The sequence below is a fragment of the Lutibacter sp. genome (assembly GCF_033723435.1).
Lineage (GTDB): Bacteria > Bacteroidota > Bacteroidia > Flavobacteriales > Flavobacteriaceae > Lutibacter.
On record NZ_JAWVXC010000006.1, the window covers coordinates 129,629 to 144,676 of the forward strand.

13 protein-coding genes are annotated in these 15,048 nt (G+C 27.3%); 10 read left to right on the plus strand and 3 right to left on the minus strand.

Annotated elements, in window-relative coordinates:
* Nucleotides 1-19: 19 nt before the first annotated feature.
* A complete protein-coding gene (locus R3342_RS10225) occupies nucleotides 20-1,405 on the minus strand; it encodes a tetratricopeptide repeat protein (protein WP_318939936.1) in 1,386 nt (461 codons plus the stop codon).
* A 136-nt stretch (nucleotides 1,406-1,541) separates the two neighbouring features.
* Here R3342_RS10225 and pyrR point away from each other — a divergent pair, with 136 nt between their 5' ends.
* The 9 genes from pyrR (at nucleotide 1,542) to R3342_RS10270 (ending at nucleotide 10,858) form a co-directional block, all read left to right on the plus strand.
* Nucleotides 1,542-2,081: a bifunctional pyr operon transcriptional regulator/uracil phosphoribosyltransferase PyrR gene (gene pyrR / locus R3342_RS10230; RefSeq protein WP_318940095.1), complete on the plus strand. Its 540-nt coding sequence runs from the start codon at nucleotides 1,542-1,544 to the stop codon at nucleotides 2,079-2,081.
* 4 nt (nucleotides 2,082-2,085) lie between these two features.
* Complete coding sequence (locus R3342_RS10235; RefSeq protein WP_318939937.1) at nucleotides 2,086-3,015, plus strand: aspartate carbamoyltransferase catalytic subunit; 930 nt, start codon at nucleotides 2,086-2,088, stop codon at nucleotides 3,013-3,015.
* Nucleotides 3,016-3,021: 6 nt separating this feature from the next.
* Nucleotides 3,022-3,354, plus strand: a complete 333-nt coding sequence (locus tag R3342_RS10240; RefSeq protein WP_318939938.1) for a ribonuclease Z — start codon at nucleotides 3,022-3,024, stop codon at nucleotides 3,352-3,354.
* A 17-nt stretch (nucleotides 3,355-3,371) separates the two neighbouring features.
* Nucleotides 3,372-3,725 carry a T9SS type A sorting domain-containing protein gene (locus tag R3342_RS10245; protein ID WP_318939939.1) on the plus strand — a complete coding sequence of 118 codons (354 nt, stop codon included), beginning with the start codon at nucleotides 3,372-3,374 and terminating at the stop codon, nucleotides 3,723-3,725.
* The gene (locus R3342_RS10250) at nucleotides 3,722-4,639 is read left to right on the plus strand and encodes a ribonuclease Z (RefSeq protein ID WP_318939940.1); all 918 of its coding nucleotides are present in this window, start codon (nucleotides 3,722-3,724) and stop codon (nucleotides 4,637-4,639) included. Before R3342_RS10245 ends, R3342_RS10250 begins: the two co-directional genes overlap by 4 nt.
* A 7-nt stretch (nucleotides 4,640-4,646) precedes the next feature.
* Nucleotides 4,647-5,270, plus strand: coding sequence for a class I SAM-dependent methyltransferase (locus R3342_RS10255; protein WP_318939941.1), 624 nt, complete (start codon nucleotides 4,647-4,649; stop codon nucleotides 5,268-5,270).
* 113 nt (nucleotides 5,271-5,383) lie between these two features.
* Nucleotides 5,384-6,154, plus strand: coding sequence for a LuxR C-terminal-related transcriptional regulator (locus R3342_RS10260; protein ID WP_318939942.1), 771 nt, complete (start codon nucleotides 5,384-5,386; stop codon nucleotides 6,152-6,154).
* Between the two features lie 84 nt (nucleotides 6,155-6,238).
* Complete coding sequence (locus tag R3342_RS10265; protein WP_318939943.1) at nucleotides 6,239-7,819, plus strand: DUF1036 domain-containing protein; 1,581 nt, start codon at nucleotides 6,239-6,241, stop codon at nucleotides 7,817-7,819.
* A 594-nt stretch (nucleotides 7,820-8,413) separates the two neighbouring features.
* Nucleotides 8,414-10,858 (plus strand): TonB-dependent receptor domain-containing protein, encoded by a 2,445-nt coding sequence (locus R3342_RS10270; RefSeq protein ID WP_318939944.1) that lies wholly within the window; start codon nucleotides 8,414-8,416, stop codon nucleotides 10,856-10,858.
* Between the two features lie 217 nt (nucleotides 10,859-11,075).
* On the opposite strand, the gene R3342_RS10275 is transcribed toward R3342_RS10270, so the two are convergent.
* On the minus strand, nucleotides 11,076-12,083 hold the full coding sequence (locus R3342_RS10275) for a beta-ketoacyl-ACP synthase III (protein WP_318939945.1): 1,008 nt from the start codon (nucleotides 12,081-12,083) through the stop codon (nucleotides 11,076-11,078).
* A gap of 190 nt (nucleotides 12,084-12,273) precedes the next feature.
* Nucleotides 12,274-12,963, minus strand: a complete 690-nt coding sequence (locus R3342_RS10280) for a nitroreductase family protein (RefSeq protein WP_318939946.1) — start codon at nucleotides 12,961-12,963, stop codon at nucleotides 12,274-12,276.
* 152 nt (nucleotides 12,964-13,115) lie between these two features.
* On the opposite strand from R3342_RS10280, the gene htpG reads away from it, so the two are divergent.
* Nucleotides 13,116-15,005, plus strand: a complete 1,890-nt coding sequence (htpG, locus tag R3342_RS10285) for a molecular chaperone HtpG (RefSeq protein WP_318939947.1) — start codon at nucleotides 13,116-13,118, stop codon at nucleotides 15,003-15,005.
* Nucleotides 15,006-15,048: the final 43 nt, after the last annotated feature.

Below are 15,048 nucleotides of genomic sequence, written 5' to 3' on the forward strand. Positions count from 1 at the left end.
ACTATAATTATAGGGAAATTTATTTAAAGTTTTTTATAACTGTTTGGACTTCTGATAATTTAAAAACGGCTGGAAATAATTCCTTTAAAATAGTGTGATATTCAAAATCTATTTCTAACGCTTTTTGTAAATGAACTCTCCCTTTTTCTTTATTTTTAAATTTAAAATATAATCCACAAAGTCGATATTCAATTTCTGCAAAACTTTCATAAAAAACACTTGCCTTATGTAAGGTAATTAATGCGTCTTCATAATCTCCAATAAAACTTTGTGTATCGCAAAGACCAACCCAAATTATTAAATCATTATCTTCTAATCTTAAACATTCTTGAAACGCTTTAATAGTTTCTTCATAAAAAGAAAGCTTTAAATTTATTTCGGCATATTTTCTCCAATACAAAGTATTTTGCTCATCAATTTCAATTGCCTTTTTTACATAGTATAAAGCATTTTGATATTTTTTATTTTCCAGATAAGTATTCGCAATTGCAATCCAGGCTTTATCCAATAACGGATCTTCGTGCACTGCTTTTTTGTAAAATTGAATTGCTAATGTATTTTCTCCTAAGTTTTTGTAGCATTCTCCTATTCTTAAAAAAGCGAAAGATGTAGGATCATCTAATTCTAAAGTTGCAGCATAATTTTCTATTGCTGCTTCAAAATTTTCTAATTTTTCAAGAGTTTTAGCTTTTTCTAAAAAGGCTCCAACAAAAAATTCATCAATTAAAACCGCGTAATCAAAAGCTTTTAAAGCATCTTCATATTTTTCTAAAATATAGTACTGCCTTCCTAACTGATGCCAAGCAACTTCACTATATGGATCTTTATCTATATACTTATTCAAAAAAGAAATTGCTTCTTCATGTTTGCTCTCCATATCAAAGCAATAAATAACATTGTATAAAGAGGAATAATCTTCATAATCAACTTCTAAGCATTTGGCAAAATTAAGTCTGGCTTCTTCAAAATTATCTAAAAACAGATATTCCATTCCAATTATTGCGTATATATCCGCTTCATCATCTGTAATAGCTAATGCTAATTTTAACAGATTTATAGCCTGTTGATGTTCATTTTTTTTAGATAAAATATTTGCTTGCTGTACATAAACCTCTTCATTGTTTGGTTCAAGAGCTTTAAGAGTATTTAGCAGTGTAGTTGCTTTTTCTAATTCGCCTTCAAAAACCAAAACTTCAACGTGAAGTAATTTTAAGTTTATAGAATTTGGATGTTGCTCTAATCCCAATTTTATAGCTTTTTTAGCTAAAGGATTTTTACCCATCTCTAAATAATAATGTATAATTTCCTCAAATTCAACAGAATCAAAGAAATAAACACTATTTGTTTTTAACATAGATTCAAATTTCGATAAAGGTAGATTTTCATCTCTTGGAGTTAAAGACATAGTAAGAGTTATTAGATACTCACAGAATAAAAGTACATGAACTAATGTTATATAAAATTATTATACCTTATTTTTTTTAACAATTTAATTAACAAAATACTCTATATTTGTATTCCAAACAATGTTTGGTACTACCATGAGTAAAAAATTATTACTTACTGAAAAAGAAATTCAAATAATTTTACACAGATTAGCCTGTCAATTAGTTGAAAATCACCACGATTTTAAATCTACCGTATTAATAGGAATTCAACCTAGAGGGATTTTTTTAGTAAACCGTTTAGTGCAAATTTTAAAAGATGAGTATTGTATATCTGATATAAAAGTTGGTCAATTAGACATAACTTTTTATAGAGATGATTTTAGACGAAGAGAGGATCCTATAGCTGCAAACACCACTAATATAAATTTTATAGTAGAAAATAAAAATGTTGTATTAATTGATGATGTGCTATTTTCAGGGCGTAGTATTAGAGCTGCATTAACTGCAATACAATCGTTTGGAAGACCATCAGCTATAGAATTACTAGTTTTAATTGACAGAAGGTTTAGCCGACATTTACCTATTCAACCCGATTATAGAGGAAGACAAGTAGATGTAATTAACAAAGAAAAAGTTACCGTAAACTGGCAAGAAAAAGATGAAAAGGATGCGGTTTATATTATAAATAATTAAAAACATGAATCAGTTAAGTGTACAACATCTTTTAGGAATTAAGCATCTAAAAAAATCGGATATCGATTTAATTTTTAAAACGGCTGATCATTTTAAAGAAGTTATTAACCGTCCAATAAAAAAAGTACCTTCATTACGCGATATTACCATAGCTAATTTATTTTTTGAAAATAGTACTCGTACCAAACTATCTTTTGAATTAGCCGAAAAAAGATTATCTGCAGACGTAATTAATTTTTCAGCAAGTCAATCTTCTGTAAAAAAAGGGGAAACTTTAATTGATACTGCCAATAATATTCTATCTATGAAAGTAGATATTATTGTAATGAGACATTCAAGTGTTGGCGCAAGCGATTTTTTATCTAAACATGTAAATGCAAAAATTGTAAATGCAGGAGACGGAACTCATGAACATCCTACACAAGCATTGTTAGATTCTTATTCAATTAGAGAAAAACTAGGCGATGTTAAAGGGAAGAAAATAGTGATAATAGGTGATATTTTACATTCTCGCGTAGCATTATCCAATATTTATGCTTTAAAATTACAAGGTGCAGAAATTATGGTTTGTGGTCCAAAAACATTAATACCAAAATACATAGAAAGCCTTGGTGTAATTGTAGAAACAAACCTAAAAAAAGCTTTAAATTGGTGTGATGTTGCAAATGTTTTAAGAGTTCAAAATGAACGTATGGCTATTAATTATTTTCCGTCTACAAGAGAATACGCTCAGCTATTTGGAATTGATAAAGCCTTATTAAATTCGTTAGACAAAAAAATAGTTATAATGCACCCTGGGCCAATAAACAGAGGAGTTGAAATTACAAGTGATGTTGCTGATGCCGATCAATCTATTATACTAAATCAGGTTGAAAATGGTGTTGCAGTTAGAATGGCAGTAATTTATTTATTGGCACAACAAATAAAACAATAATTGTTAATGAAAATTACTAAAACTGATAACTACCTCCTTATAAAACCAAACGGTGGTTCAATTACTGAGTTTGTTGAAAAATTAATTAAAGAAGAAAAATTAATTAAAGAGAATAATTTAATTTTAGATATTTCAGAAAAATTTAACACAGATTTTTTAAATTTAAATGTATTTTTACCTTTAAATAAGCAACATAAACAAAATGGCACAAGTTTTGTGATTATTTTTAATAATGCTTTTGAAGAAGATTTATTAGACGAATTAGACATTGTTCCAACATTAACGGAAGCAATAGATATTATTGAAATGGATAATATTTCAAGAGATTTAGGATTTTAAAACAGAATAGATTATTGATGAAAAAATTACTTTTACTACTTTTTTTTATGATTATTACAGCTTCTTTTGCGCAAAAAAAAGAAAAGGATGCTACATTAAAAAATGAAGTAGTTACCTCTATTTCTAATATCAACGCATATCCAAATCCTTTTTCTGAAAGTACAAAAATTAGTTTTACGTGTTCAAACTCACAAACTATTCAATTTTCTCTAAAAAATTTACTTGGAAAAACTATTTTCAGAAAAAATTTTACTGCAAAAAAAGGATATAATTCTTTTAAATTTAATAGGAACAATTTTGTTAGAGGAATGTACATTTACAGCTTACAAACTAACACCGAAGTTGTTTCAAAAAGGCTAATTATGCGATGAGTATTACACTCACAATTCTAGGTTGTCACTCTGCTACTCCAAGAGAAAATGCGCATCCTACATCACAAATTGTATCTATAAAAAATCATACTTTTTTAGTAGACTGTGGAGAAGGAACTCAGGTCCAACTTAGAAAATATAGCATAAAATTCAACAAAATAAAACATATTTTTATATCGCACTTACACGGCGATCATTTTTATGGTTTAATAGGTTTAATTTCAACTTTTAGATTATTAAATCGTGAAACAGAATTACACATTTATTGTCCAAAAGGATTAAAAGAAATTATCACACTTCAATTAAAGTTATCTAAATCTTGGACACAATATCCACTTTACTTTCATGAATTAAATTCTGAAAAAAGTGAAATTATTTTTGAAGATGATAAAGTAACTGTTCAAACTATTCCATTAAGTCATAGGGTTTATACTAATGGTTTTTTATTTAAAGAAAAATTAGGAGAACGTAAATTAAACATGGAAGCAATTGCAAACTATCCTGATATTAAAATTTGTGATTACCAAAATTTAAAAATCGGTAAAGATTTTAAATTAGAAGATGGCACAACTCTGAAAAACCAAAAGGTTACTTTAAATCCCAACAAACCTTTAAGCTATGCTTTTTGTAGCGATACAGAATATCTTCCGGAAATTGCTACTATTATTAATGAAGTAGATACTTTATATCATGAATCAACATTTTTAAACGATAAAGAAGCATTAGCAAAAACAACCAAACATTCCACCGCACAACAAGCAGCAGAAATTGCTAAAATGGCACAAGTAAAAAACCTTATAATTGGTCATTTTAGTAGTAGATATAAAAATAAAAATGATTTTTTAACGGAAGCAAAAAACGTATTTAAAAATACTGTTTTGGCAGAAGAAGGAAAAGTATTTGAAATAAAATAAACAATTTATGGAACATTTTGATAAACAAGCTAAAGAATGGGATAACGACCCAAATAAAGTTTTAAGAGCTAAAAAAGTTGCTGCAGAAATTAAAAATTTTATAAAGCCTGTTAAAAATAGTTCGGCTCTAGAATTTGGCTGTGGAACTGGTTTATTAAGTTACCAACTAAAAGATTATTTTAACACTATTACCCTTACGGATACATCAAAAGGAATGATAGATGTTTTGCAACAAAAAATAAAGAACGAAAACATTACGAATTTCAACCCTTTATTAATTAATCTATTAGATGAAAAATTAGCAAAAAACAACTTTGATGTTATTTATACTATGATGACTTTACATCATATTTTAGATATTCCAAAAATTTTAAACATCTTTAATTCCTTATTAAACACACACGGATATTTATGTATTGCCGATTTAGTTAAAGAAGATGGCTCATTTCATGCTAATCATCCTGATTTTGATGGACATAATGGCTTTGATAAAGAAGAATTAAGTAATCTTTTAAAAGCTAATGGATTTATAGTTGAATACTATAACATATATTTTGAAATTGAAAAAGAGGTGAATAATAAAATTCAAAAATATCCTTTATTTTTAATGATTTGCAAAAAAGCAAACTAATAACAACATCAATATTTTTTGTATTATTTAGGGTTTATAAGTAAATATCCTTAAAATCTAATTGTTTATTTATTACTATATTAGCATAAATAGTAACTAAAAAAACATAAAATTTGGATTCTTTTTCAATTAAAAACATTTATAAAGAAATATTTGAAACCTATCCTAAAATTGAACTTGAGGAACATATAAAAAAAATAATTGAGCTTGATTTTTATTATCCTTATAACACTACTTTTTTTTGCATTACCAATACGGTTTATCAAAATTTTGAATATGTAAGTAAAAACTTTACTTCCTGTACTGGTTTAAAAAAAGAAGACTTACTAAAAGGCGGCATGGACTTTTTTTGGTCAAGATTTCATAAAGATGATATTGCTTTATGGGTACAAAGCCTTAAATCGCTTATGAATTTTACCATGAAAGAGCTAGATGATGAAAAAAGAGAACGAATGAGTTATACTTGGAATTATAGGTTTAAGAACGCTTCTGGCGAATATGTTAATATAATTCAAAACACTACTCCTATCCAATTTGATGAAAATCATAAACCAATTATTGGGCTAGCTCATTATACTGTTTTACATCAAGGAATTCATATGGATATTTGTGCCTCAGCTAAATTTTTGAACAATCAAAACGAATACGAAACACTATTTTTTAATAATTTAACCAATAATAAATTATTGAGCAGCATCAGTAATCGTGAACGTGATATAGTTCGCCTTCTATTGCTTAATAAAACTAGCAATGAAATTTCTGAAAAACTTCATATTAGCAAACATACAGTAGACACACATAGAAGAAATATTTTAAAAAAATTCCATTTAAATTCCACTAGCGAGCTTAAAAACTATTTTAAAAACAACCTAGAACCTATATAGTTATTTTCTATAAAAATACTCATATTGAGTATTGTGCAGCATAAATTGCATATCTAAATTGCTGCTCACAAATTTACTACTATTATGAAAAAAATTACCCTTTTAATTCTATTTACATGTTTTTTACAATTTTCAATTGCACAAAATGGAGAACACAAAAGTTATTATAAAAATGGAAACATTAAAGAAATTGGCAATTATATTAATGGTAAAAAAGATGGTGAATGGAAATATTACGATGAAAATGGTAAATTAGAAATTAAAGAAAAATATTCTAACGGAATAGAAAATGGCGAATGGATATCCTATTATAATAACGGTCAAATTGAAGAAATTGGAAAATATGTAAATGGAGAAAAAAATGGAAAATGGAAAGCTTATTATAAAAATGGAAAATTACTAGCAATTGGCAATTTCAAAAATGGTTTAGAACATGGAAAATTTATTAAATATTTAGAAAATGGTAATATTCAATTAATTGGTTCTGCAAATGAAGGCAAGCTCGTAGGTGATTTTATTAAATATAATGATGATGGAAAATTATTAAAAAAAGGTACATATACCAATGGAGAAGAAAAAGGAACTTGGTATAAAAATAAATACTACTATAACGGCAATTTAAAAGAAAAGTTTATTTTCTTTAATGGGGAAAAACAAGGAATTCAAAAATCTTATTTTGAAAATGGCAATTTAAAAAACGTTAGTAATTTTGAAAATGGAAAACTAAATGGTGAATTTAAAAGCTACTACGAAAATGGGAAACTCTATTTATCTGGCTCAATTATAAATGGCGAAAGTGAAGGAAAATGGATTAAATATAAAGAAAATGGATTAGTAAAAAGTATAGAAAATTATAAAAACGGAAAAAAAGAAGGTAGCTGGAAAGTTTATAGTTATTCTAAAAATCAGCTAAATAAAGAAGGATATTATACAAATGACGAAAAATCTGGGTATTGGAAAATCTACGATAGTTATGGTAAAATTGAAGATGAAGGAACTTATAAAAATGGCAAAAAAAATGGTACTTGGAAACATTATGGAACTAATTACTATTCCAAAAAACATAAATTATATCGTAAAGGACCTTATGTAAATGGCAAAAAAGACGGTAACTGGATTGAATATAACAGAAATGAAACTCCAGAGGCAATTAACGTTTATAAAAACGGTATTAAAATTAGAACCATTAAGGATGGTATTACTTATTTAGATGATGGAAAATATATTACTGGAGAAAAACATTACAAAAACAATAAACTAATTAAAACTATTAAATACATAATTAAAAATAATACAATAGTTGATAAAGAAATTTGGGTTAATGGAGTATTAACTAAAAATGAAAGTAATGATTATGCTCAAAAAGAAACTCACTATAAAATCCACTTTAAAAACAAATGTCGCAATATAGTTTCACTATTTATTAGGCTCAAAAAAGATAATGGAATATGGGTATCTAAAGGATGGTATAATTTAAGTTCTGGTAAAAAAGCATATTTAGCGGATACTAAAAATGCTATTATTTACTATTACGCAGAAACTAAGAATGGTGTATGGAAAGGAACCCATTATAAAACATTTAAAGGGAAACAATACGGTTTAAAAAAATGGTATATTAAAAGTGGTAAAGGAATAGTTACAAAAAATCTAATGTGTAGTAATTAAGGATAAAAGATTAAAAACTTAAAATTGTTATAACTAATTTAAAATTAGAATAATACTCATAATGAGTATTGTGTAATTCAATTACTCCAATTATTTTTAAGCTGAAATTTAAAATACTTATTTAAGTAATTAATTTAATTCTTTATCGGAGGATTATTGCTAATTAAAAAGGAATAAATACTATGAAATAAATAGCACAAACCAAACTTTATAAAGTTCCATAAAAGGATTTTAGATAGTTCCCGCATTTAAATTTTACTCTATATATTTACTTTAAAGAAATATTCAAACAATTAAATGCTTCTAAAATCAAAATTATGGAACTTTAATTTTGCTTAATATTCTCTATTACACCTCTATAAACATTTCTTAAAATAAATTTTATACTACGTATTTACAATAGTTATACGTAAAAACCCTCCTTTATTCTATTTGGATAATTTGTTAAATAAGTTAAAGATTTGTTAAACACAGTAACATCTACCCAAAATTTTAGTCTTCTATTAAAACTAAATTAAATAGTTTGCGATGCATCAAACTAAATTTTTAACAAATTAAAATCAATATTACCGAAATAAAAACTCAAATATCTTTATGAAAAATCTAATTTTATTGTGTAGCTTATTTTTATCTTTTACCATTTTTGCACAGCTACCCACCAACAATATTCCAAAACTAGGTGCTGTTTATGGAAAAGTTATAGATAATACTTCTAACAACGCAATACCATATGTTACTATAATTGTGAAAGATCTTAATAATAAAACCATTACTGGTGGTATAACTGATGACAAAGGTCTTTTTAATATAAAACAAATACCTGAAGGGAATTATATTATTGAAGTTCAATTTATTGGATATAAAACTGAAACTCAAAAAATTAACATTGTTAGTAACCACCCAAAAATTGATTTAGGAACTATAATTTTAAAAGAAGAAGCAACATCTCTTAATGAAGTTGAAGTAGTTGCAGAAACCTCAACTGTTACACAAAAAGTGGATAGAAAAGTTATAAATGTAGGTAAAGATTTAACATCGGCTGGCACAACTGCTTCCGAGTTATTAAACAATGTACAATCTGTTTCTGTAGATAGCCAAACTGGGGCTATTAGCTTGCGTGGTAATGAAAATGTTCGTGTATTAGTAGATGGTAAACCAACAAATATTAGTGCGGCTCAACTATTAAAACAAATTCCGTCAACATCTATTAAAAGTGTTGAATTAATTACCAATCCTTCCGCAAAATATAATCCAGAAGGAATGAGTGGAATTATAAATATTGTTTTACATAAAAATGCTAATTTAGGCTTTAATGGCTCTATAAATACAGGACTTACAGTTGGTAAAAACGAACGTTATAATGGTTCTTTAGATATGAATTTAAGAACTGGAAAAGTAAATTTCTTTGCCAATTACGGTTTAAATGATGGAAAAAGTGAAAATGATGGAAGAATAACCAGATTGGATAATAATTCAATTCAAGATTTTTTCTTTTTAGATAATAGAACTTCGCAACTTCTAAAAGTTGGCGCCGATGTTTATTTAAATGATAAAAACACTTTTTCATTTTATACTACACAAAATATGACAAATAGCTTGTTTAAAGGTGATACTAAAGCAACTTTTGACAATGTTCTAGATAGCGATAGCAAAATGATAGTTGATGGAGAGTCAAATTCACATGCCTATAATTTTAATTATAAAATTGATTTTAATAAAAAAGGGCATAATTTAGAATTTGAAGCAAACTTTTCAGACTCTGAAAGTCCTGAAACTGCTAATTATAATGAGTTAGTTCATCCAAATGATTTAACTACAAATTATAATGATAAAATTATTAATGAAAGAGGCTTAAGACTCTATAACATTGATTATACAAATCCATTATCCGAAAATTCTAAACTAGAACTTGGACTTGAAGCTAGGTATAATGAAACAAATAAAAGTAATGTAACAACTCAACATGAATTCATATATGACACCAACGGAGAGTTAATTGATGATGGCAACGGATGGTATAAAACAAAACTTAAAGATTTTACTTCATTTAATTATAACAGAGATATTTATTCAGCTTATATAAACTATAACCATAAAATTAATAAAATATCTATGCAACTAGGTGCTCGCTTTGAACAGTATGAAGTAGATGGAACTTTTGTAAAAGGAGCTGAAACTTTAAAATATTCTGATAAAATATTTTCAGTATATCCTTCTGCATTTATTACCTATAACCCAAGTGAAAAAAATCAATTTCAATTAAGTTACAGCCGAAGAGTTGATCGTCCTTCAATTGGACAAGTAAATCCAATTAGAGAATGGAGTACTCCATTAATTACTTCAATTGGAAACCCAAATTTAAAACCTCAGTTTACTAATTCTTATGAGTTTAACTATACAAAAAAACACAATAAAGGCTCCTTTACTATTGGAACTTTTTATAGAAGAGTAAATGATAACATTAGTAGAATATTAAATATAGATCCTTTAGATGAAAACAAAGTTGAGTTATCTTATAACAATACCGAAAGCAATGACAGATATGGATTTGAATTATCCTCAAATTATAAAATTGCAAAATGGTGGAGAACAAACGCCAGTTTTGATTTATATACTCAAAAAGAGAGCGGTGTAGCTAACGGAGAACAGATTGAAGTAACTAATAATTCATTAAACTTTAGATTAAGTAATAGCTTTACCGCTAGTAAAAACCTTCGTTTTCAATTATTTACAATGTATAGAGGCGGCGGGCAATCTATTCAATTTAAAGTATATCCAATGTGGATGATAAATACTGGTGCAAGCTTAAATGTACTTAAAGGAAAAGGCACTATAAGCTTTAGAGTAAATGATATTTTTAAAGGAATGAAATTTAAATTCGATTCTGAAAATCCTTATCCTCAATCTGGACAATTTAATTGGGAAAGTAGAACTGCTTATGTTGGCTTTATGTACCGATTTGGAGGAGGAAAAAACAAAGCTAAAAAACGTAAATCAAGAGATAACAATGAAGTCCAAGGAGGTGGTGGTTTCATGTAATTACAAAATATTAAAATCACTTTTAATTAACTATTATTTAACAAGTTAAATATCTTATTAGTATATTTTTGCCGTTATAAATAAAAAAGAAACATAGCATAAAAATACTAAAAAGAATATTGTAATTATTTGAATTAATTAAACAATAAACTTTTTAAAAAAAGCCTCTAAATTTGCATTTTAGAGGCTTTTAACTTTTTAAAAAAATAAATTTTAATTACCAGCGAATAATAACACTTCCCCAAGTAAAGCCACTACCAAAAGCTGATAAAACTACAATATCATTATCTTTAATTTTACCTTGTTCCCAAGCTTCTGTTAAAGCAATTGCAATAGATGCTGCTGTTGTGTTACCATATTTCATAATATTATTAAATACCTCATTATCTGACAATCTTAGTTTCTTTTGAACAAATTGTGAAATTCTAAGATTTGCTTGATGTGGAATAAACATATTAATGTCTTCAGCAGTTAAATTATTAGCTTGTAACCCTTCATTAATAACTTCAATAAATCGAACAACTGCATGTTTAAATACAAATGTTCCATTCATATATGGGAAATATGATTCGTCATTTTCATCATTTTCAGCCATAATTTGTGGAACCCAATGCTTAATGCTAGGAGCTAAAACGGTAAGTTCTTCTGCGTATTTTCCTTCAGAATGTAAATGAGTAGATAAAATTCCTTTAGTATTATCTTCCGTTCTAGAAACTATTGCTGCTCCTGCTCCATCACCAAAAATTACAGAAACACCTCTTCCTCTAGTTGTTTTATCTAAACCTCCTGAATGGTATTCAGAACCAACCACTAACACGTTTTTATAATCTCCTGTTTTTACAAATTTATCTGCAACAGATAATGCATAAACAAATCCAGAACATTGATTTCTAACATCTAATGCACCAACAGTTTTTAAACCTAGCATTTCTTGAATTTGAACACCACAGCCAGGAAAGTAATAATCTGGACTAAGTGTTGCAAAAATTACAAAATCAATATCATCACTCGTTAATCCAGCTCTTTCAATAGCAATTCTAGAAGCTTTTGCGCCCATAACCGCAGAAGTGTCTTCACTTCCTTCTTTTATCCATCTCCTTTCTTTAATACCTGTTCTTTCCTGAATCCATGCATCATTAGTATCCATCATTTTGGATAAATCATCATTAGTAACAACGTTATCAGGAACATAGTATCCAAGTCCAGTTATTTTTGAATTGTACATATTTTATTTTTTATCTATTAATATCTAACTTGTTCAAAAGTACTATTTTTACTATAATAAATTATTAATTCTTAAATTTGGTTGATAACTTTTATATTAAAATTAACAAATTCTCAGAATTCAAAATATAGCATCTTCCCAAATATCTTAAAAGTAATAAACGAAATCTACATTTCAACAAGAAGTTAGTTTAATACCATTCCAAAGTTTTAGTCAACGGTTTTCTTTTAATATCTGGAACATATGTTTTTTCAGCTGCATAGCCAACAGGTAATAATAAAAAAGCTCGCTCATTATTAGGTCTATTTAGTATTTTTTCTAGAAAACGCATTGGACTTGGTGTATGAGTTAATGTTACTAAACCTGTATTATGAATGGCAGAAATCAACATGCCACAAGCTAATCCAACTGATTCATTCACATAATAATTTTGATGTTTATCACCATTTTTATCGTATTCAAATGGACGTTTAAAAACCACGATTAAATAAGGTGCTATTTCCAAAAAAGGTTTATTAGCATCCGTACCTAAATGCTTTAAATCCTCTAGCCATTCTTCACCCATTCGTTCATTATAACTTCTTTTTTCTTCTTCTTCCGCTGCAATTCTAATTTTTTTCTTTAATTCCTGATTTTCAACTACACAAAAAGTATATGGCTGCTTATTTGCTCCTGAAGGAGCTGTTGAAGCTGTCTTTATAATATTATTAATAATTTCTTTAGGTATTTTTTTATTTGAAAAATTTCTAACAGATCTCCTATTATTTAACAATTTAAAATAATTTTCACTTCTAGACAACATTTCATTTTCGGTTAATGAAAACTGTTTATAACGTATATGTTTATATCCTTCAATTAAAATAGAATCTTCATTTTCCATAAATAAGGCATTAGTTTTTAAAAGTACTAAAAATCTTTAAATAGCTTATTTCAAAATTGAAATCATATTAATCACTGTCATAATGTCATTTTAAAAAGTTTGGTATTTTTTTTGACAATAGGTAAACATTAAATCTTAAAAAAATAAAAAATATGGCAACTGGAAATATTAATGTAACGGCTGAAAATATTTTTCCGATTATAAAAAAATTCTTGTATTCTGATCACGAAATATTTTTACGTGAATTAATTTCAAATGCAACGGATGCAACTTTAAAATTAAAACACCTTTCTACTTTAGGAGAAGTAAAAGGAGATATTGGAGAACCAATAATTGAAATTAAAGTAGATAAAAAGAAAAAAGAAATTAGAATTATTGACCAAGGAGTTGGTATGACTGGTGAAGAAGTTGAAAAATACATCAACCAAGTAGCTTTTTCTGGTGCAGAAGAATTTGTTGAAAAGTACAAAGATAAAGTAGAAGATTCTGGAATTATTGGTCATTTTGGGTTAGGTTTTTATTCTGCTTTTATGGTGGCCGATAAAGTTGAAATTATAACCAAATCCTATCAAAAAGGAGCAAAAGCAGTTCACTGGGAATGTGATGGTAGTCCAAAATATAGTTTAGAAGAAACTAAAAAGAAAGAAAGAGGAACTGAAATAATTTTACATATTGATGAGGATTCTAAAGACTTTTTAGAAGATTTTAAAATCACTGAGCTTTTAACCAAGTATAACAAGTTTATGCCTATTCCAATTAAATTTGGAACTCGTGAAGAAACCTTACCTCTACCTAAAGATGCAAAAGAAGATGCGGAACCTGAAAAAATTACAGTTGATAATATTGTAAATAATCCTAATCCGGCTTGGACCAAAAACCCAAGTGATTTAAAAGATGACGATTACAAATCTTTTTACCGAGAATTGTATCCAATGCAATTTGAAGAACCTCTTTTTAATATTCATTTAAATGTAGATTATCCATTTCATTTAACCGGAATTTTATATTTTCCTAAATTAAGTAAAAACTTAGATCCAACTAAAGACAGAATTCAATTATACCAAAATCAAGTATTTGTAACAGATAATGTGGAAGGAATTGTTCCAGATTTTTTACAAATGTTACGCGGAGTTATTGATTCTCCAGATATTCCATTAAATGTGTCTCGTTCTTATTTACAATCCGATGCTGCTGTTAAAAAAATATCAAGTTATATTACTCGTAAAGTAGCAGATAAACTAACTAGTTTATTCAAAAATGATCGTAAAGCTTTTGAAGAAAAATGGGACGACATTAAAATTATTATTGAGTACGGAATGCTTTCCGAAGAAAAATTCTTTGAAAAATCTGACAAATTTGCATTATATCCTACAGTAGATAAAGAATATTTAACTTGGAAAGAATTAGAAGAAAAAGTTAAACCTATTCAAACAGATAAAGACGATAAATTAATAATCTTATACGCTTCCGATATAAAAGCGCAACATAGTTATATTGATGCTGCTAAAGAAAAAGGATACACTGTTTTATTATTAGATTCTCCTATTGTTTCTCATTTATTACAAAAACTGGAAACAAGTAAAGAAAAAATTCAATTTGTACGTGTAGATGCTGACCATATTGACAACTTAATTAAAAAAGATGAAGATAAAATCAGTAAACTTTCTGATGAAGAAAAAGAAAAATTAAAACCTATTATTGAAGAAGTAATTCCAAAGGAAACCTATACAGTTCAAATGGAAGCTATGGATTCTGATGCTAACCCTTTTATAATTACACAACCAGAATTTATGCGACGCATGAAAGAAATGCAAGCTACTGGCGGAGGTGGAATGATGGGAATGGGTAACTTTCCAGACATGTACAATTTAGTAATTAATACTAATAACGATTTAGTAAGTGAAATTTTAAACACCAAAACTAAAAAGAAACAAGAACGTTTAATTCAACAAGCTTTTGACTTGGCAAAACTATCCCAAGGACTTTTACAAGGTGAAGAATTAACAAACTTTATAAAACGTAGTTTTCAAATGGTAAAATAAATCACCAAATCGTAAAAACTTTTTAAAAATCCTTAGCTTAAGC